This is a genomic window from Pseudomonas sp. 3JA, from assembly GCF_036961705.1.
GTDB lineage: Bacteria > Pseudomonadota > Gammaproteobacteria > Pseudomonadales > Pseudomonadaceae > Aquipseudomonas > Aquipseudomonas fluorescens_Q.
Map to the genome: position 1 here is coordinate 97,181 of NZ_JBAMDJ010000006.1, position 17,225 is coordinate 114,405.

Sequence of the window (17,225 nt, forward strand, 5' to 3'; positions counted from 1 at the left end):
GTTCTGTTTCGTCATTTACTTTGGGCACGTTCTAACATGGCACGTCGCAGGCATCATGAAGAACACGTCAACCATGAACGCTGGCTGGTTTCCTATGCCGACTTCATTACGCTGCTGTTCGCCTTTTTCGTGGTCATGTACTCGATTTCGTCGGTCAACGAAGGCAAGTACAAAGTGATTTCCGAGGCGTTGATTGGGGTCTTCACCGATTCCGACCGAGCCCTCAAGCCCATCCCTATCGGCGAGGAGCGGCCCAAGACCACCACCCCGGCCAAACCCTTGGTCAAGGACAGCGAGCAGGTCGAGGCCGGTATCGCCGGCAGTAGCGATCCGTTGAAAAGCATCGCCGACGACATCAGCGCGGCGTTCGGTGATCTCATCAGCTCGAACCAGATGACCGTGCGTGGCAATGAGCTGTGGGTCGAGATCGAGCTCAACTCCAGCCTGCTGTTCGGCAGCGGCGACGCCATGCCCAGTGATATGGCATTCAATATCATCGATAAGGTGGCGGCGATCCTGAAACCGTTCGACAACCCGATCCATGTCGAGGGCTTCACCGATGACCAACCGATTCGTACCGCGCAGTACCCGACCAACTGGGAGCTGTCCTCGGCCCGTTCGGCGAGCATCGTGCGCATGTTGGCCATGCAGGGCGTGAACCCCGGTCGCCTGGCATCGGTGGGCTATGGCGAGTTCCAGCCGGTGGCCAATAACGCCACGGCCGAGGGGCGGGCGCGTAACCGGCGCGTAGTGTTGGTGGTGTCGCGAAACCTCGATGTGCGCCGCAGCCTGACCGGTACCGGCACGACCAATGCAAAACCGGACGCCGCCTTGAAGCGGGCTGGCACACAAACTGCACCGGCTCCGGTCAAGTCGCCGGGAAGACAGAGTGCCGTCAATTCTCCGTCACCCGCTTTATAACCGAGCTATTTCTCGGTCGAGCCTGTTTCGGCCGGGAGGAACGATCCGAATGAGAGTCTGGGCAGTCGCCAATCAAAAAGGTGGTGTGGGCAAGACCACATCTTCCATCGCTTTAGCCGGGTTGCTGGCCGAGGCGGGCAAGCGCGTGGTCATCGTCGATCTGGACCCCCATGGCTCGATGACCAGCTATTTCGGCTACGATCCCGATAGCCTGGAGCACAGCAACTACGACCTGTTCCTGCACAAGGGCGTTGTGCCCGAGGGCCTGCCGGGGCAGTTGCTGTTGTCCACCAGCGACGAGCGGATTTCCCTGCTGCCATCGAGCACCGCTCTCGCCACCCTGGAGCGACAGTCGCCCGGGCAGAGCGGGCTGGGCTTGGTGATCGCCAAGAGTCTGGCGCAGCTGTGGCAGGATTTCGATTACGCGATCATCGACAGCCCGCCGTTGCTGGGTTTGCTGATGGTCAATGCCTTGGCTGCCAGCCAGCAGTTGGTGATCCCGGTGCAGACCGAGCACTTGGCCGTCAAGGGCCTGGAGCGCATGGTCAATACACTGGCGATGGTCAACCGCTCGCGCAAGCAGACGCTGGCCTTCAACATCGTGCCGACCTTGTTCGATCGTCGCACCCAGGCGTCCCTGGGCACCCTGCGGGTGTTGCGGGACATGTACCCGGAGGACATCTGGCAAGGCTATATCCCCGTCGATACCCGCTTGCGGGACGCCAGCCGCGCGGGTGTGACGCCCTCGCAATTCGATGGCAAGAGCCGTGGCGTGCTGGCCTACCGGGCGCTGCTCAAGCACCTGTTGGCCCAGCAGCTTGTTCCGCAGCAGGTGGCTTAAGGTGACGAGGCTTTCCACTGGCACTGCGTTCGCTTGCGAACGCTCAAGTCCTAGCGCATTCATGCCGATAACCTCTTCAAGTGGCGCACTGTTCCTATGAGCCGCCCGATAAAGACAACTTCGCGTCCGCAAATGGCCCTGCAATCCTATCTGGATGGGCTGTTGCAGGAAGCAACCGAAGAATTGCCACCACAGCCCAGCCTGATCGAGGCGTTGCCCGAGAATGTCGAAGCCAAGGGTGTGCTGGATGAGTTTCAGGCGGCCGTGCTCGAAGAGCAGGCCCGTGATGCACAGAAAGCAGTAGTGGCTGCGGCGGTCGAGGCACCGTTCATCAAGCCTCAGGTGGCGGTCATGGACGCACCTGCGCCGATCCTGGCGCCGGTCTCGACCGTTGCCCCGTTGCTGCAAGGCCTGGTGACGCCGGTGGTGGAAATCCACCTGCCGCCGAGCAGCCCGCCACCGCCGGTGCCGGGCGACGACCGTCCGGCCTGGGCTGCCGAGCCGTTCGAGTGTTTGTTGTTCGATGTGGCCGGGTTGACCCTGGCGGTGCCGCTGGTATGCCTGGGATCGATTTATTCCTTGGCCGGGCAGGAATTGACGCCGTTGTTTGGCCAGCCGGAATGGTTCCTCGGAATCCTGCCGAGCCAGGCCGGCAACCTGAAGGTGCTGGATACCGCGCGCTGGGTCATGCCGGACCGTTATCGCGATGATTTTCGCCAGGGCCTGCAATACGTGATTTCGGTGCAAGGTTACGAATGGGGTTTGGCGGTGCATCAGGTCAGCCGTTCGCTGCGCCTGGACCCGAACGAGATCAAGTGGCGCAGCCATCGAGGGCAACGGCCATGGCTGGCCGGTACGGTGATCGAGCATATGTGCGCCTTGCTGGACGTTTCCGAGCTGGCGGAGCTGATCGCCAGCGGCGGGGCAAAACACTTGGGCGGCAGTAAGAAGCCGGTCCAGAAACCGAAATAAGACAACCGGCGGCGCACAGCGTCGCCGGACAGAATACACGCCGCCACAGGCGGTTTTTCGAGGGGTCAGGGTATGAATGATAAGGCGTCGTCTCAAAAGGGTTCTGAAGATCCGATTCTGCAATGGGTAACCTTCAAGCTCGATAACGAAACCTACGGCATCAATGTGATGCGCGTTCAGGAAGTGCTGCGCTATACCGAGATCGCCCCGGTACCGGGTGCACCGAGCTACGTGCTGGGCATCATCAACCTGCGTGGCAACGTGGTTACGGTGATCGATACCCGCCAGCGCTTCGGCCTGATGAATGCCGAGATCAGCGACAACACCCGGATCGTCATCATCGAAGCCGACAAGCAAGTGGTTGGCATCATGGTCGACAGCGTCGCTGAAGTGGTTTACCTGCGTCAGTCGGAAATCGAGACGGCGCCGAACGTGGGTAACGAAGAATCCGCCAAGTTCATCCAGGGCGTGTGCAACAAGAACAACGAGTTGCTGATTCTGGTTGAACTGGACAAGATGATGAGCGAAGAAGAGTGGTCGGAACTGGAGAGTATCTGATTTGATTCTTGAGGTAGCAGTCATTGTCCTGTTCCTTTTCTGGGCAGGCACGCTGGCGATGTTCTTGGCGTATATACGTGGCCAGCGGCAGATCGCCGCTCAGCAGGCCCAGGGCGATGCGCTGCGCGACCAGCGCATCAAGGACCTGGCCAAGCGCGTCGATGATTACCAGAACGGCACCGTGCGCATGGGCGAAGCGCTCCATGAGCTGCGTGCCGTGGTCGCGCCGTTGCCGGATAAACTCGCCCAGTTGGAACAGCGCGACCCCTCCAGCCTGTCCTTCGCCCAGGCTGCCCGCCTGGTGGGCATGGGCGCCAGCGTCGACGAACTGACCCAAGCCTGCGGCCTGACCCAGGCCGAGGCGGAGTTGATGAGTAAGCTGCACAAGGGCGGCTGATCGCGTTCACCCCAATCCAATGTGGGAGCGAGCTTGCTCGCGATAGCGGTGTAACAGTCAACACAACTGTGCGCCCGCCATCGCGAGCAAGCTCCCACAGGTTTTTCTGGCGGACCAATTTTTCCCGCTCAGCCCCTGTGGCGAGGGAGCTTGCTCCCGCTGGGGCGCGCAGCGGCCCCATCTTTTTGCGGTTGCTGCGCAACCGAGCGGGAGCAAGCTCCCTCGCCGCGGGAACAGCGTTGCTGTAATCAGTAATCCTCGCCGCGGTCCGTCACGTCCTTCTCGGCACTCGGCGCATTCGGGTCGTAGCCCTGGGGAAACTTGCCCTTGAGGTTCCAGGCAAACGCAATGATCTCGGCAATCGTGCGGTACAGCTCCTCCGGAATGCTGTCGCCCAATTCCATCCGGGCCAACAGCTTCACCAACTCAGCGTTTTCATAAATCGGTACTTCGCTTTCCCGGGCGATCCGCAGGATTTCCTCGGCCAGGGCTTCGTCGCCCTTGGCGGTGAGGGTCGGGGCGTGGTGGCCGTCGTACTTGAGGGCGATGGCCTGGCGGGGTTCGGTGTGGGTTGTCATGCGGTTTCGTCCACCCAGCGTTGTTCCAGACGAGTCTTGGGGCCTTGGGGCGGAGTGCCGAGGTGGCAGTCCAGGTCGCCGACGTTCAGGCCACAGGTCACCAGGCGCTCACGCAGCGCTGTCAGGTTGCTTTCGATCAGGCTCGCGGTGTACGGCCGTTCGGCCCACAGCTGGCTCGACAGGCTGCCGCTGAGCAATTGCGCCTGAACCTGCAGCGGCCCCAGCGGTTCCATGTCGAACGCCAATTCCACCCGCCAGAGCTGCTGTTTCGGCTCGCGTTCTTCACGGCGTTCGTCTGGTTGCTCCCGGGGCGGGGTTTCCTCGCGCTGGAACTTGACCTGCAAGGGCACGATGTCCTGCAGATTGCGCATCGGGATTTCCAATTGCCAGGTGCTCATCAGCCGACCGTCGTCAGTCAGGCCAGTTTGCTCCAGGCTCGACAATTGATGGCTTTGCAGGCGCGACACGGCGGCAGCGGCCAGGCGCAGCAGGTGTTCGAGGTCGCCTTCTTCGTCCTGGCCTTTCATCTGGCGTGAGGGCAGGGGGAAGCTGGTGGGTTGCGGCTTGGCGCTGACCTGGCCGAGGGTTCCCAGGGCGTTGCGGACAAAACTGGGCAGTACTTGGGCCAGGGTGTTGGCGGCAATGATGGCCGTGAGGTTGGTGGATGCGGGCAGGGCCGGCGTCAGTTGGGCGATCAGCTTGAGCAGGTCGCCTTTGAGGTCGGGTGCCGGCCCCGGCGGCTGTCCTGCGAGTAACTTGCTTTCCAGGAACACACCGCTGGCGACCATGGCCTGGGCCAGCCCCTTGGGCGTGCTCAGTTGCTGGACATCCGGCAGGCTGGCCAACAGGCGTGTCACCGCGGCGCGCAGCTCGGCACCGGTGTCATCGTTGGCCGGAAGGTTTTGCAGGACGGTGATCAGATTGTCCAGCGAGCCCTGCTGGCTCATTTGCGTGACCAATTGCTGGCTCACCGCCAATTGCTCGTGGCGGTTGCTCAGCGGAACGAACTTCAGCGTCTGGGCATCTTGCACCTGGGCACTCAACAGCGTGCCGATTCGCAGCGGTTGCGGGCTGTCGATGTCCAGGGTGCTGCCGGCCTGGGCGGTGTTGAGCAGGCTCACCAACGAGCGATACACCGCCGGTTGCCCAGGCAATTGCGGCAGGGCCTGGCTGGTCAGCACCTTGCCTTGCAGCAGGGTGCCGACCGGCAACTGTGCGGTGTCGATCCGGGTCAGGGTGGCGACGCTGGAAGCGACGGCCTGTTGCACGGTGATGGCCAGGTTGCTGGCGGACGGTTGGGTCACGGCCAGGCTGGTGCCCTGTGGCAACGGCTGGGTGCTGCTGGCCTGCACGGTGGTCTGGCGGCCGCTTTCCAACGTGACCTTGAGCAGCAACTGGAAGGTCTGGTCCGCCTGCTTGAGCGACAGCACTTCGGCCTGGGCGGTCTGGCCGGGGCCGATCAGCCCTTCGGCCGGTGCCAGCAATTTGAGCAGCTCGCCCGTCACCGCTGGCATACGCGTCGTTGCCGTGGCCTGGGGCAGCGGCAGGATGTTGATGTCGCCTGTCATCTGCGGTCTTACCCTGGGGAAAATAAGCCCTCTTGAGAGTAGGGCATCACATGTATAATGCCGCCCGTCTTTCAGGGAGTGGCGAAAACCTTGCAATTGTTTGACGCAGCTCTGTGGAACAGGCCGTCAAAGCATCTATGCTGCACCTCTTTAACGGCCGCTGCACCGCCGACTTGAACCGTATAAGGCCCGCGATCCCTTGACCAGTCCTCTCCTGCAAACCGTCGGCCTCGCCTGTGAGCGAGACTTGCGGCTGCTTTTCGAAAATCTCGAATTGAGACTCTCGCCCGGCGATATGGTGCAAATCAGTGGTCCCAACGGCAGCGGCAAGACCAGCTTGCTGCGCCTGCTGGCCGGTTTGATGCAACCGACCGCAGGCCAGGTGTTGCTCAATGGCCAGCCCTTGCACGACCAGCGTAGCGAGCTGGCCCGCAATCTGCTCTGGATCGGCCATGCCGCCGGTATCAAGGATTTGCTGACCCCCGAAGAAAATCTCAGTTGGCTCTGCGCTTTGCATACGCCGGTCGGCCGCGAAGCGATCTGGCAGGCGTTGGCGGCGGTAGGGCTGCGCGGCTTTGAAGACGTGCCGAGCCACACCCTGTCTGCCGGCCAGCAACGCCGCGTGGCGCTGGCCCGGCTGTACCTGGACAGCCCGCCGCTGTGGATTCTCGACGAGCCATTCACCGCCCTGGACAAGCAGGGCGTCGCGCAACTCGAGGAACACTTGGCCCAGCACTGTGAAAACGGTGGCATGGTGCTCTTGACCACCCACCACACGCTGGCGCGGATGCCGGCCGGTTATCGCAACATTGATCTGGGGAACTGGGCCGTATGAGTGTGTTTGGCCTGTTGCTTGCCCGCGAGGCGCGCCTGCTGTTCCGTCGTCCGGCCGAATTGGCCAATCCGCTGGTGTTCTTCGCGATTGTCATTGCATTGTTTCCGTTGGCGGTCGGGCCGGAGACTCAATTGTTGCAAACCTTGTCTCCGGGACTGGTCTGGGTCGCCGCGCTTTTATCGGTCCTGCTCTCGCTGGACGGGCTTTTCCGCAGTGATTTCGAAGACGGCTCGCTGGAACAGTGGGTCCTTTCGTCGCACCCCCTGGCCCTTCTGGTTTTGGCCAAGGTGCTGGCACACTGGGTTTTTTCCGGGCTGGCACTGGTATTGCTCTCGCCATTGCTGGCAATGATGCTGGGGCTGCCCGGCGCGTGCATGCCGGTGCTGCTGGTGTCGCTGCTGCTGGGCACGCCGGTGCTGAGCCTGCTCGGTGCGGTGGGCGCGGCGTTGACGGTGGGGTTGAAGCGCGGCGGCCTATTGCTGGCGCTGCTGATCCTGCCGTTGTATATCCCGGTCCTGATCCTGGGCAGTGGTGCCTTGCAAGCGGCGTTGCAAGGCATGCCCGCGACCGGTTATCTGCTGTGGCTTGGGAGCCTGACCGCCCTGGCGATAACCCTGACACCCTTTGCAATAGCCGCTGGCCTGAAGATCAGCGTCGGCGAATAATAACGAGGCCTGGTCAAAAATTGACCACTTCTTTGGAAGTAAAGGCTGCCCCGGCGGTTCGTGACGGCGAGCCGCAACCGTGATGGAAACAACGATGAACTGGACCTGGTTTCACAAGCTCGGCTCACCCAAGTGGTTCTACGGCATCAGCGGCAAACTGCTCCCATGGTTGAGCATCGCTGCATTGTTGTTGATTGGTTCTGGCGTGGTCTGGGGCCTGGCTTTCGCACCGCCGGACTACCAGCAAGGCAACAGCTTTCGCATCATCTACATCCACGTGCCCACGGCGCTGCTGGCCCAGTCCGTCTACGTGATGCTGGCGGTGTGCGGTGTGGTCGGGCTGGTGTGGAAGATGAAGCTGGCTGACGTAGCCCTGCAATGCGCCGCGCCCATCGGTGCCTGGATGACGGCCGTGGCGCTGGTCACCGGGGCCATCTGGGGCAAGCCGACCTGGGGTTCATGGTGGGTCTGGGATGCGCGACTGACATCGATGCTGATCCTGCTGTTCCTGTACTTCGGTCTTATTGCGCTGGGCAACGCCATCAGCAATCGTGACAGTGCCGCCAAGGCCTGCGCAGTGCTGGCGATTGTCGGCGTGATCAACATCCCGATCATCAAGTACTCGGTGGAGTGGTGGAACACCCTGCACCAGGGTGCAACCTTCACCCTTACCGAAAAACCGGCGATGCCCGTCGAAATGTGGCTGCCGCTGTTGCTGACGGTGTTGGGTTTCTACTGTTTCTTCGGCGCGGTGCTGTTGCTGCGCATGCGTCTGGAAGTGCTCAAGCGCGAGTCCCGGGCCAGTTGGGTGAAGGCCGAAGTGCAGAACAGTCTGGAGGCCGTTCGATGAGTTTCGCTTCATTCGGCGATTTCCTCGCCATGGGCCATCATGGCCTGTATGTCTGGTCAGCCTATGGCATTTGCCTGGTGGTGCTGGCCCTCAACGTGGCGGTGCCGATCCTGGCCCGCAAGCGGTATCTGCAACAAGAGGCGCGTCGTCTGCGCCGGGAGAACGGTCAGTGAATCCGCTGCGCAAAAAACGTCTTGTCATCATTCTTGCGATCCTGGTGGGTGTCGGTGTCGCGGTCGCCCTGGCCCTGAGTGCCCTGAAGCAGAACATCAACCTGTTCTACACCCCGACCCAGATCGCCAACGGTGAAGCACCCAAGGACACCCGCATCCGCGCTGGCGGTATGGTGGAAAAAGGCTCGCTGGAGCGCTCCGGGGATTCACTGGATGTGAAGTTCAATGTCACCGACTTCAACAAGACCGTGACCATCACCTATCGCGGTATCCTCCCGGACCTGTTCCGCGAAGGGCAGGGCATCGTCGCCCTGGGCAAGCTCAACGCCGACGGCGTGGTGGTGGCCGATGAAGTGCTGGCCAAGCACGACGAAAAATACATGCCGCCGGAAGTGACCAAGGCGCTGAAAGACAGCGGCCAGTCGGCGCCCGCTCCCGTGAAGGAGGGTTGATCGATGACCACAGGCATTTTTATTCCCGAGTTGGGCCACCTGGCGATGATCCTGGCCCTGTGTTTCTCACTGGTGCAGGCCGTGGTGCCCTTGCTAGGTGCCTGGCGCGGCGACCGTTTGTGGATGAGCCTGGCCCAGCCGGCGGCATGGGGCCAGTTCGCCTTCATGCTGTTTGCCTTCGGTTGCCTGACCTATGCCTTCATGGCTGACGATTTTTCGGTGGCCTACGTCGCCAGCAACTCCAACAGCGCCTTGCCCTGGTACTACAAGTTCAGCGCGGTGTGGGGCGCCCATGAGGGGTCGCTGTTGCTCTGGGCGTTGATCCTTGCCGGCTGGACCTTCGCCGTCTCGGTGTTTTCCCGGCAGTTGCCCCAAGTGATGCTGGCCCGGGTGCTGGCGGTGATGGGCATGATCAGCACCGGTTTCCTGCTGTTTTTGATCGTCACCTCCAACCCGTTCGAGCGCATCCTGCCGCAGATGCCGACGGATGGCCGCGACCTCAACCCATTGCTGCAAGACATCGGCCTGATCGTTCACCCGCCAATGCTCTACATGGGCTACGTCGGCTTCTCCGTGGCCTTCGCCTTCGCTATCGCCGCGTTGCTCGGTGGGCGCCTCGATGCCGCGTGGGCACGCTGGTCGCGTCCGTGGACCATCGTCGCCTGGGCCTTCCTCGGCATCGGCATCACCCTTGGCTCGTGGTGGGCCTACTACGAGCTCGGCTGGGGCGGCTGGTGGTTCTGGGACCCGGTGGAAAACGCGTCCTTCATGCCCTGGCTGGTGGGCACGGCGCTGATTCACTCCCTGGCTGTCACGGAAAAACGCGGGGTGTTCAAGAGCTGGACCGTGTTGCTGGCCATCGCGGCGTTCTCGCTGAGCCTGCTGGGAACCTTCCTGGTGCGTTCCGGCGTACTCACGTCGGTGCACGCCTTTGCCTCTGACCCCGAGCGCGGCGTGTTCATCCTGATGTTCCTGCTGCTCGTGGTCGGCGGTTCGCTGACGCTGTTCGCCCTGCGTGCGCCGGTGGTCAAGAGCCAGGTCGGCTTCAACCTCTGGTCACGGGAAACCCTGTTGCTGGGCAATAACCTGGTGTTGGTGGTGGCCGCGTCGATGATCCTGCTGGGGACGTTGTACCCGCTGGTGCTCGATGCGTTGTCCGGCGCCAAGCTGTCGGTGGGGCCGCCATACTTCAATGCGTTGTTCATCCCGCTGATGGCGATCCTGATGGTGGTGATGGCCATCGGTGTGCTGGTGCGCTGGAAAGACACCCCGGTCAAGTGGCTGCTGGGCATGTTGACCCCGGTGCTGCTGGGCACGGCCGCTCTGGCCGTGGTGGCCGGCGTGGCGTATGGCGATTTCAACTGGGCGGTGTTGGCGACGTTCGTGCTGGCGGCCTGGGTATTGCTGGCGGGTGTGCGGGACATCTTCGACAAGACCCGGCACAAAGGCCTGATCAAGGGCCTGCCGACCCTGACCCGCAGTTACTGGGGCATGCAGGTCGCCCACCTGGGCATCGCCGTCTGCGCCCTGGGCGTGGTGCTGTCCAGCCAGAACAGCGCCGAGCGCGACCTGCGCCTGGCGCCGGGTGAGTCCATGGACCTGGCCGGTTATCAGTTCGTTTTCGAGGGCGCCAAACATTTCGAGGGCCCGAACTTCACGTCCGACAAAGGCACTGTGCGGGTTATTCGCAACGGCCAGGAAATCACCGTGCTGCACCCGGAAAAACGTCTCTACACCGTGCAGAACTCGGTCATGACCGAAGCTGGCATCGATGCCGGTTTCACCCGCGATCTCTACGTGGCGCTGGGCGAGTCCCTGGGCGACGGCGCGTGGGCGGTACGGGTCCACGTCAAGCCGTTCGTACGCTGGATCTGGTTCGGTGGCTTACTCACCGGCCTGGGTGGGGTGTTGGCGGCGCTGGATCGTCGTTATCGAGTCAAGGTGAAAACCCGGGTGCGTGAGACCCTGGGCATGACGGGAGCCACTGCATGAAACGTTGGTTGATGTTGGTGCCGCTGGCGCTGTTCCTGTTGATGGCGGTGTTTTTGTACCGCGGGCTGTACCTGAACCCGAGCGAGTTGCCCTCGGCGATGATCGGCAAGCCGTTCCCGGATTTCTCCCTGCCATCGGTGCAGGGCGACAAGACCTTGACCCGCGCCGACCTGCTGGGCAAGCCGGCGCTGGTCAACGTGTGGGGCACCTGGTGCATCTCCTGCCGGGTCGAGCACCCGGTGTTGAACAAGCTGGCCCAGAACGGGGTGGTGATCTATGGCGTCAATTACAAGGACGTCAATGCCGACGCCTTGAAATGGCTGGCCGAGTTCCACAATCCGTATCAACTGGACATTCGCGATGAAGACGGCTCCCTGGGCCTGAACCTGGGTGTCTACGGCGCGCCGGAAACGTTCTTCATCGATGCCAAGGGCATCATCCGCGACAAGTTCGTCGGCGTGATCGACGAGCAGGTCTGGCGCGAGAAACTGGCCGCCAAGTATCAGGCACTGGTGGACGAGGCCAAGCCATGAAGCGCTGGTTAGCTGCCGCCATCCTCGGCCTGAGCCTTGCCGGTGTGGCCCATGCCGCCATTGATACCTACGAATTCGCCAACGACGGCGAGCGCGAGCGATTTCGCGAACTGACCAAGGAACTGCGCTGCCCCAAGTGCCAGAACCAGGACATCGCCGACTCCAACGCGCCAATTGCCGCCGACCTGCGCAAGGAAATCTTCCGCATGCTCGGTGAGGGCAAGGACAACCAGCAGATCATCGATTTCATGGTCGATCGCTACGGTGAGTTCGTGCGCTACAACCCCGCCCTGTCCTCCAAGACGGCGCTGCTCTGGTTCGGCCCCGCCGGGCTGTTGTTTGGTGGTTTCGTTGTCATTGCAGTGATCGTGCGCCGCCGCCGGGTCCAGCGCACCGCCGCCCCGGACACGCTTTCTGTCGAAGAGCGCCAGCGCCTCGACCAACTGTTGGATAAAACCAAACATGATTGATTTCTGGCTCGCCGCAGGTCTGCTTCTTCTGGTTGCCCTGAGTTTTCTGTTGATCCCTGTGCTGCGCGGTCGTCGCGCCCAACTGGAGGAGGACCGTACCGCACTCAACGTGGCGTTGTATCAGGAACGTGTCGCCGAATTGCAGACCGAGCGGGAGGAGGGTGTGCTCAACGCGGCGCAACTGGACACCGGTCGCGCCGAAGCCGCCCGTGAACTGCTCGCCGACACCGAGGGCGCCGACACACCGCGCGAATCCCGGTTGGGCAAGCCGTTGCCGTTGCTCGCCGCCGCGCTGGTACCGTTGTTGGGCCTGGCGCTGTACCTGCATTTCGGTGCCAGTGACAAGGTCGAGCTGACCCGTGAATTCGCCCAGGCGCCGCAGTCGATGGAAGAGATGACCCTGCGCCTGGAACGCGCCGTGGCGGCGCAGCCGGATAATGCCGAGGGGCTGTACTTCCTCGGGCGAACCTACATGGCGCAGGATCGGCCGGCGGACGCGGCGAAGCTCTTCGAGCGCACCGTGGCCGTCGCCGGTCGTCAACCGGAACTGTTGGGCCAGTGGGCCCAGGCGCAGTATTTCGCCGATGGCAAGAAATGGTCGGATAAAGTCCAGGCCTTGACCGACGAAGCGCTCAAACTCGATCCGAAGGAAGTCACCAGCCTCGGCCTGTTGGGCATCGCCGCGTTTGAAGGCGAGCGTTATCAGGATGCGATCGACTACTGGGGGCGTCTGCTCGCGCAACTGCCGGAGGGCGACAAGTCACGGGAGGCGCTGCAGGGCGGCATTACCCGTGCCACCGAGAAGCTGCAGGCCAGTGGCGGCAAGGTCGCCCAGGCGCCTATCGCCAAGGCTGCGGCATTGCTCAAGGTGCGCGTGGACCTGGCGCCGGCACTCAAGGCCAAGGTGCAGCCGGGCGACAGTGTGTTCATCTTCGCTCGCGCCGTTTCCGGCCCACCTGCGCCGCTGGCCGCCAAGCGCCTGACGGTCGCCGATCTGCCGGTCACGGTGGAACTGGGCGACGCGGACGCCATGATGCCGCAGTTGAAACTGTCGAACTTCCCCGAAGTCCAACTGGTGGCGCGCATCTCCCGGGCCGGCCAGCCGACCGCGGGTGAGTGGATCGGCCGCAGCCAGCCCCTGGCGAGCAGCACCACGGCGCAGCAACAATTGACCATCGACAGTCCGGACAAATAACAGGAATTCGCACCATGACCGCCATCGCTCGTATCACCCTGCTCACGCTCGTCATGGGCCTGAGCGCTTGTGCGGTCCAGCGTCCGTCGGAGCCCTCGGCGCCGCTGCCACCGATCCCGTCGTCGACCCCGACCAGCAAACCGGCCCCGTCCACACCGCCGGGCAAACCTGTCATCCCGAACAAGCCGGCCAAACCGCTGCCGCGTACTTCCGCCAGCTTCGCCCCGCCGCCGGGTGGCAACAGCCATTGGGACGCCAAGCTTGGGGTCTATGTGCTGGACAACCAGACGAACACGTTTTATCGCCAGCGAACCTATTACCGCTGGAACAATGGTTGGAGCCGTTCCGTCAGCCCGAATGGCCCATGGGAAGACACCACCATCGAAGGCGTGCCGGCGGGTCTTGGACGCCAGTTTCATTGACGATGATCGTTTTCACACTGGACTGGATGTGATCGGCCACCCTGTGGCGAGGGAGCTTGCTCCCGCTGGGCTGCGAAGCAGCCCCAATCCGGCCACCGCGGTCCGTCAGGCCTATTTCGTTATTCGGGTTCTACGACTGCTTTGCAGCCGAGCGGGAGCAAGCTCCCTCGCCACAACAGTGTTCGGCTCAACCGCATTACCAGGCCGGGATTTTTGTGTTTCTGGATATTCTTTGAACGAAATTTTCACTAAATCTTGCGGACAATCCCCCGCGCTCATATCGCCGTCGGTTATTTAATGGCAATGCCATAGCCGTTCGTGCAACATTTGCGCACTCGCGCAAGTCCCGGGGCCAGGTTTTGGCCAACAGAGGGCGCGCCGTTGTTTCTTTTTGTCACTCCAATTCCGATAGGGTCCTTAAACGACATGGCAATCCCGGACGCCCTGAGTCAGCAGCGCACCACGCATCGCCTGCTGCAACCGACTGTCAAATCGCACCTGGCCTACACGTTGCTTTGTGCCTTGGTGATGATGGTCATGTTCAGCCTGCTGCGCGTGGCGCTGCTGGTCTATAACCGCGAGATGATCCTCGACACGCCGGCTTCGACCTTCGTTGAAGCCTTCGTCAACGGCCTGCGTTTCGACTTGCGCCTGGTGGTCTACCTCTGCATCCCGTTGTTGCTGGCGTTGTTCAGCGCAAGGGCCATGGCGGCCCGTGGGTTCTTTCGTTTCTGGCTGACTGTCACTTCCAGCATCGCGCTGTTCCTGGGCTTGATGGAGATGGATTTCTACCGTGAATTCCACCAGCGCCTCAACGGCCTGGTCTTCCAGTATGTAAAGGAAGACCCGAAAACCGTGATGAGCATGCTCTGGTACGGTTTCCCGGTGGTGCGCTACCTGCTGGCGTGGGCCGGCGGCACCATTATCCTCAGTCTGGCGTTCAAGGGTGCCGACCGCGCCACGCGTCCCCGCGGGCCGTTCAGTGGCGGCACCATTGGCACTCGGCAGATCGCCCCGTGGTATGGGCGTGTCGCGGTGTTTGTCGTTTGCCTGCTGGTCGCCGTGACCGCCGCGCGCGGCACCTTGCGCCAAGGGCCGCCCCTGCGCTGGGGCGACGTCTACACCACCGATTCGAACTTCGCCAACCAGTTGGGCCTCAACGGCACCTTGTCGCTGGTGGCGGCGGCCAAGAGCCGGATGTCCGAAGACCGCGACAACATCTGGAAAGCCACCCTTGAGCAATCGCTGGCGCAGCAGACCGTGCGCGACATGCTGGTGATGCCTGACGATAAACTGGTGGACACCGCGACAGCCGCCGTGCGCCGCGACTACACGCCACCGGCGGACAAGACCCTGCCGATCAAGAATGTGGTCGTGATCCTCATGGAAAGCATGGCCGGTCACTCGGTGGGCGCCTTGGGCGCGCCGGGCAACATCACGCCCTACATGGACAAACTGGCCAAGGAAGGCCTGCTGTTCGACCGTTTCTTCTCCAACGGCACCCACACCCACCAGGGCATGTTCGCCACCATGGCGTGCTTCCCGAACCTGCCGGGTTTCGAATACCTGATGCAGACGCCGGAGGGCAGCCACAAGCTGTCAGGCCTGCCGCAACTGCTCAGCGCCCGTGACTACGACGACGTGTATGTCTACAACGGCGATTTCGCCTGGGACAACCAGTCGGGGTTCTTCAGCAGCCAGGGCATGACCAACTTCATCGGGCGTAACGACTATGTGAACCCGGTGTTTTCCGATCCCACCTGGGGTGTGTCCGACCAAGACATGTTCGACCGTGGCCTGATCGAGCTCAAGGCGCGGGAAAACGGCAAGCCGTTCTATGCCTTGCTGCAAACCCTGTCCAACCACACCCCTTATGCATTGCCGACGCCGTTGCCGGTCGAGCCGGTCACCGACCGTGGTCGGCTGAACGAACACCTGACCGCCATGCGCTACTCCGACTGGGCCCTGGGCCAGTTCTTCGAGAAGGCCCGCAAGGAGCCTTACTTCAAGGAAACCCTGTTCGTCGTGGTCGGCGACCATGGCTTTGGCAACGAACGCCAGATCACCGAGATGGACCTGGGCCGTTTCAACGTGCCGATGCTGTTGATCGGCCCGGGCGTCCAGGAGAAATTCGGCCAGCGTAATCACACCGTAGGTACTCAGGTCGACATCGTGCCGACCATCATGGGCCGGATCGGTGGGCAAGTACGGAACCAGTGCTGGGGCCGTGACCTGTTGAACCTGCCGCAAGGCGATCCCGGTTTTGGTGTGATCAAGCCGTCGGGCAGCGAGCAGACCACGGCGATCATCCGCGATGACCATATCCTGGTCCTGCCGAAGGAAAAGGAAATGGAACCGAAGATGTATCGCTATGAACTGGGCGCCAACCCAGGTGCGGAAATCATCCCGAATGCACCGGACACCGCGCCGATGAAACTCAAGCTTGAATCTTTCCTGCAAACCGCGACCAAGAGCCTGCTGGATAACACCGCCGGCGTTGTTGACGGCAAGCCGGACTGATAAACGGCGCACATAAAAAAGAGGCCTGCCAAGGCCTCTTTTTTTTGCGCTTACTGAGTGGTTTATATCTTGCCCAGTAGTAGCAGGATCAACAGCACTACCAACACCACACCGATGATACCGGACGGGCCGTAACCCCAACTTCTTGAGTGCGGGAAGACGGGAAGACCACCGATCAGCAGGAGGATCAGGATAATGATAAGTATTGTGCCCATTGTAGATTTCCTTATTGGTCAGTTCTGGAGTGATACAACTTCCAACTACCAGCGCGCATGCGTTAAATCCGGGCGGCTTAATAAGTCCGACCGTTGCGCCTTGTAGAAAATTCAAAGTTTTTGTAGCGCCTACGGTTTGCCCTCGCCATTCAGCACTCTGATGGAGCGTGGGTCCGTTGAACGCCTTCGCTACACTCGGCCTATCTCTCCCGGAACAACAAGGCTGTCTGCTATGCAAAATCGCATGATGATCACTGGTGCCGGCTCTGGCCTGGGTCGCGAAATCGCGCTGCGCTGGGCCCGCGAAGGATGGCGCCTGGCCTTATCGGATGTCAGCGAACCGGGCCTCGTGGAAACCCTCAAGCTAGTGCGTGGTGCCGGTGGCGACGGCTTCATCCAGCGCTGCGATGTGCGCGACTACAGCCAATTGACTGCGTTCGCCCAGGCCTGCGAAGAGAAATTCGGCGGTATCGATATCATCGTCAACAATGCCGGCGTGGCCTCGGGCGGCTTCTTCAGCGAGCTTTCCCTGGAGGATTGGGACTGGCAGATCGCGATCAACCTCATGGGTGTGGTCAAGGGCTGCAAGGCGTTCTTGCCGCTGCTGGAAAAAAGCCGTGGCAAGATCATCAACATCGCCTCCATGGCAGCCCTGATGCAGGGCCCGGCCATGAGCAACTACAACGTGGCCAAGGCGGGTGTCGTGGCGCTGTCGGAAAGCCTGCTGGTGGAGCTGGCGCAGCAGGAAGTGGGTGTACACGTGGTGTGTCCGTCGTTCTTCCAGACCAATCTGTTGGACTCCTTCCGTGGCCCGACCCCGGCCATGAAAGCCCAGGTCGGCAAGTTGCTGGAAAGCTCACCGATCAGCGCCACGGACATTGCCGACTACATCTATCAGCAGGTCGCCCAGGGGCAGTTCATGATCCTGCCCCACGAACAGGGACGCATGGCTTGGGCCCTCAAGCAGAAGAACCCACAGTTGCTGTACGACGAAATGGCCGTCATGGCTGACAAGATGCGCGCCAAGGCCCGGCAAAACCTCAATTGACCTGGGTGCCCGATGTCCTC

The 17,225-nt window shown here is 61.9% G+C and carries 20 protein-coding genes; 17 read left to right on the forward strand and 3 right to left on the reverse strand.

All coding sequences use genetic code 11. The annotated features are described in order from the left end of the window. Nucleotides 1–36: 36 nt before the first annotated feature. From motD to V7773_RS06625, 5 genes are all read left to right on the forward strand, one after another. Nucleotides 37–921 carry a flagellar motor protein MotD gene (gene motD / locus V7773_RS06605; RefSeq protein WP_336072737.1) on the forward strand — a complete coding sequence of 295 codons (885 nt, stop codon included), beginning with the start codon at nucleotides 37–39 and terminating at the stop codon, nucleotides 919–921. A 49-nt stretch (nucleotides 922–970) separates the two neighbouring features. After that, a complete protein-coding gene (locus tag V7773_RS06610; protein WP_053120309.1) occupies nucleotides 971–1,762 on the forward strand; it encodes a ParA family protein in 792 nt (263 codons plus the stop codon). A 96-nt stretch (nucleotides 1,763–1,858) separates the two neighbouring features. Then, nucleotides 1,859–2,734: a CheW domain-containing protein gene (locus tag V7773_RS06615; protein ID WP_063322391.1), complete on the forward strand. Its 876-nt coding sequence runs from the start codon at nucleotides 1,859–1,861 to the stop codon at nucleotides 2,732–2,734. A 72-nt stretch (nucleotides 2,735–2,806) separates the two neighbouring features. Next, on the forward strand, nucleotides 2,807–3,292 hold the full coding sequence (locus tag V7773_RS06620; RefSeq protein WP_003199144.1) for a chemotaxis protein CheW: 486 nt from the start codon (nucleotides 2,807–2,809) through the stop codon (nucleotides 3,290–3,292). A gap of 1 nt (nucleotide 3,293) precedes the next feature. Continuing rightward, complete coding sequence (locus V7773_RS06625; RefSeq protein ID WP_003183966.1) at nucleotides 3,294–3,689, forward strand: DUF2802 domain-containing protein; 396 nt, start codon at nucleotides 3,294–3,296, stop codon at nucleotides 3,687–3,689. A 248-nt stretch (nucleotides 3,690–3,937) separates the two neighbouring features. Here V7773_RS06625 and V7773_RS06630 read toward each other — a convergent pair whose 3' ends face one another. Beyond that, the gene (locus V7773_RS06630) at nucleotides 3,938–4,267 is read right to left on the reverse strand and encodes an EscU/YscU/HrcU family type III secretion system export apparatus switch protein (RefSeq protein ID WP_063322390.1); all 330 of its coding nucleotides are present in this window, start codon (nucleotides 4,265–4,267) and stop codon (nucleotides 3,938–3,940) included. Next, complete coding sequence (gene fliK, locus V7773_RS06635) at nucleotides 4,264–5,835, reverse strand: flagellar hook-length control protein FliK (RefSeq protein WP_336072740.1); 1,572 nt, start codon at nucleotides 5,833–5,835, stop codon at nucleotides 4,264–4,266. The genes V7773_RS06630 and fliK overlap by 4 nt, the downstream gene beginning before the upstream one ends. 199 nt (nucleotides 5,836–6,034) lie before the next feature. Between fliK and ccmA the strand changes: the two genes are divergently transcribed. From ccmA to V7773_RS06690, 11 genes are all read left to right on the forward strand, one after another. After that, the gene (gene ccmA / locus V7773_RS06640; protein ID WP_336072741.1) at nucleotides 6,035–6,670 is read left to right on the forward strand and encodes a cytochrome c biogenesis heme-transporting ATPase CcmA; all 636 of its coding nucleotides are present in this window, start codon (nucleotides 6,035–6,037) and stop codon (nucleotides 6,668–6,670) included. Next, complete coding sequence (ccmB, locus tag V7773_RS06645) at nucleotides 6,667–7,335, forward strand: heme exporter protein CcmB (protein ID WP_003199151.1); 669 nt, start codon at nucleotides 6,667–6,669, stop codon at nucleotides 7,333–7,335. The genes ccmA and ccmB overlap by 4 nt, the downstream gene beginning before the upstream one ends. Nucleotides 7,336–7,429: 94 nt before the next feature. Beyond that, nucleotides 7,430–8,185, forward strand: coding sequence for a heme ABC transporter permease (locus V7773_RS06650; RefSeq protein ID WP_063322387.1), 756 nt, complete (start codon nucleotides 7,430–7,432; stop codon nucleotides 8,183–8,185). Continuing rightward, a complete protein-coding gene (ccmD, locus tag V7773_RS06655) occupies nucleotides 8,182–8,358 on the forward strand; it encodes a heme exporter protein CcmD (RefSeq protein WP_003199159.1) in 177 nt (58 codons plus the stop codon). The genes V7773_RS06650 and ccmD overlap by 4 nt, the downstream gene beginning before the upstream one ends. Next, nucleotides 8,355–8,810, forward strand: a complete 456-nt coding sequence (gene ccmE, locus V7773_RS06660) for a cytochrome c maturation protein CcmE (RefSeq protein WP_063322386.1) — start codon at nucleotides 8,355–8,357, stop codon at nucleotides 8,808–8,810. The genes ccmD and ccmE overlap by 4 nt, the downstream gene beginning before the upstream one ends. A 3-nt stretch (nucleotides 8,811–8,813) precedes the next feature. Beyond that, nucleotides 8,814–10,802 carry a heme lyase CcmF/NrfE family subunit gene (locus V7773_RS06665; RefSeq protein WP_336072742.1) on the forward strand — a complete coding sequence of 663 codons (1,989 nt, stop codon included), beginning with the start codon at nucleotides 8,814–8,816 and terminating at the stop codon, nucleotides 10,800–10,802. Next, a complete protein-coding gene (locus tag V7773_RS06670; RefSeq protein WP_063322384.1) occupies nucleotides 10,799–11,335 on the forward strand; it encodes a DsbE family thiol:disulfide interchange protein in 537 nt (178 codons plus the stop codon). Before V7773_RS06665 ends, V7773_RS06670 begins: the two co-directional genes overlap by 4 nt. Then, entirely contained in the window at nucleotides 11,332–11,805 is a 474-nt protein-coding gene (locus V7773_RS06675; protein ID WP_003199166.1) for a cytochrome c-type biogenesis protein, read from the forward strand. The genes V7773_RS06670 and V7773_RS06675 overlap by 4 nt, the downstream gene beginning before the upstream one ends. After that, entirely contained in the window at nucleotides 11,798–13,000 is a 1,203-nt protein-coding gene (gene ccmI / locus V7773_RS06680; protein WP_336072743.1) for a c-type cytochrome biogenesis protein CcmI, read from the forward strand. Before V7773_RS06675 ends, ccmI begins: the two co-directional genes overlap by 8 nt. Nucleotides 13,001–13,014: 14 nt before the next feature. Further along, nucleotides 13,015–13,422 (forward strand): hypothetical protein, encoded by a 408-nt coding sequence (locus V7773_RS06685; RefSeq protein WP_336072744.1) that lies wholly within the window; start codon nucleotides 13,015–13,017, stop codon nucleotides 13,420–13,422. A 426-nt stretch (nucleotides 13,423–13,848) separates the two neighbouring features. Further along, nucleotides 13,849–15,942: an LTA synthase family protein gene (locus V7773_RS06690; RefSeq protein ID WP_336072745.1), complete on the forward strand. Its 2,094-nt coding sequence runs from the start codon at nucleotides 13,849–13,851 to the stop codon at nucleotides 15,940–15,942. Nucleotides 15,943–16,004: 62 nt separating this feature from the next. Here V7773_RS06690 and V7773_RS06695 read toward each other — a convergent pair whose 3' ends face one another. Next, nucleotides 16,005–16,157, reverse strand: coding sequence for a DUF3309 family protein (locus V7773_RS06695; RefSeq protein WP_018606531.1), 153 nt, complete (start codon nucleotides 16,155–16,157; stop codon nucleotides 16,005–16,007). Nucleotides 16,158–16,389: 232 nt separating this feature from the next. Here V7773_RS06695 and V7773_RS06700 point away from each other — a divergent pair, with 232 nt between their 5' ends. Next, nucleotides 16,390–17,205, forward strand: coding sequence for an SDR family oxidoreductase (locus V7773_RS06700; RefSeq protein ID WP_336072746.1), 816 nt, complete (start codon nucleotides 16,390–16,392; stop codon nucleotides 17,203–17,205). The last annotated feature ends 20 nt before the right edge of the window (nucleotides 17,206–17,225 follow it).

What these genes read in the sequence shown, in the direction of transcription:
- motD (WP_336072737.1), top strand. Translation starts at nt 37, where the DNA reads ATGGCACGTCGCAGGCATCATGAAGAACACGTCAACCATGAACGCTGG.
- V7773_RS06610 (WP_053120309.1), top strand. Translation starts at nt 971, where the DNA reads ATGAGAGTCTGGGCAGTCGCCAATCAAAAAGGTGGTGTGGGCAAGACC.
- V7773_RS06615 (WP_063322391.1), top strand. Translation starts at nt 1,859, where the DNA reads ATGAGCCGCCCGATAAAGACAACTTCGCGTCCGCAAATGGCCCTGCAA.
- V7773_RS06620 (WP_003199144.1), top strand. Translation starts at nt 2,807, where the DNA reads ATGAATGATAAGGCGTCGTCTCAAAAGGGTTCTGAAGATCCGATTCTG.
- V7773_RS06630 (WP_063322390.1), bottom strand. Translation starts at nt 4,267, where the DNA reads ATGACAACCCACACCGAACCCCGCCAGGCCATCGCCCTCAAGTACGAC.
- fliK (WP_336072740.1), bottom strand. Translation starts at nt 5,835, where the DNA reads ATGACAGGCGACATCAACATCCTGCCGCTGCCCCAGGCCACGGCAACG.
- ccmB (WP_003199151.1), top strand. Translation starts at nt 6,667, where the DNA reads ATGAGTGTGTTTGGCCTGTTGCTTGCCCGCGAGGCGCGCCTGCTGTTC.
- V7773_RS06650 (WP_063322387.1), top strand. Translation starts at nt 7,430, where the DNA reads ATGAACTGGACCTGGTTTCACAAGCTCGGCTCACCCAAGTGGTTCTAC.
- ccmD (WP_003199159.1), top strand. Translation starts at nt 8,182, where the DNA reads ATGAGTTTCGCTTCATTCGGCGATTTCCTCGCCATGGGCCATCATGGC.
- V7773_RS06665 (WP_336072742.1), top strand. Translation starts at nt 8,814, where the DNA reads ATGACCACAGGCATTTTTATTCCCGAGTTGGGCCACCTGGCGATGATC.
- V7773_RS06670 (WP_063322384.1), top strand. Translation starts at nt 10,799, where the DNA reads ATGAAACGTTGGTTGATGTTGGTGCCGCTGGCGCTGTTCCTGTTGATG.
- V7773_RS06675 (WP_003199166.1), top strand. Translation starts at nt 11,332, where the DNA reads ATGAAGCGCTGGTTAGCTGCCGCCATCCTCGGCCTGAGCCTTGCCGGT.
- ccmI (WP_336072743.1), top strand. Translation starts at nt 11,798, where the DNA reads ATGATTGATTTCTGGCTCGCCGCAGGTCTGCTTCTTCTGGTTGCCCTG.
- V7773_RS06685 (WP_336072744.1), top strand. Translation starts at nt 13,015, where the DNA reads ATGACCGCCATCGCTCGTATCACCCTGCTCACGCTCGTCATGGGCCTG.
- V7773_RS06690 (WP_336072745.1), top strand. Translation starts at nt 13,849, where the DNA reads ATGGCAATCCCGGACGCCCTGAGTCAGCAGCGCACCACGCATCGCCTG.
- V7773_RS06695 (WP_018606531.1), bottom strand. Translation starts at nt 16,157, where the DNA reads ATGGGCACAATACTTATCATTATCCTGATCCTCCTGCTGATCGGTGGT.
- V7773_RS06700 (WP_336072746.1), top strand. Translation starts at nt 16,390, where the DNA reads ATGCAAAATCGCATGATGATCACTGGTGCCGGCTCTGGCCTGGGTCGC.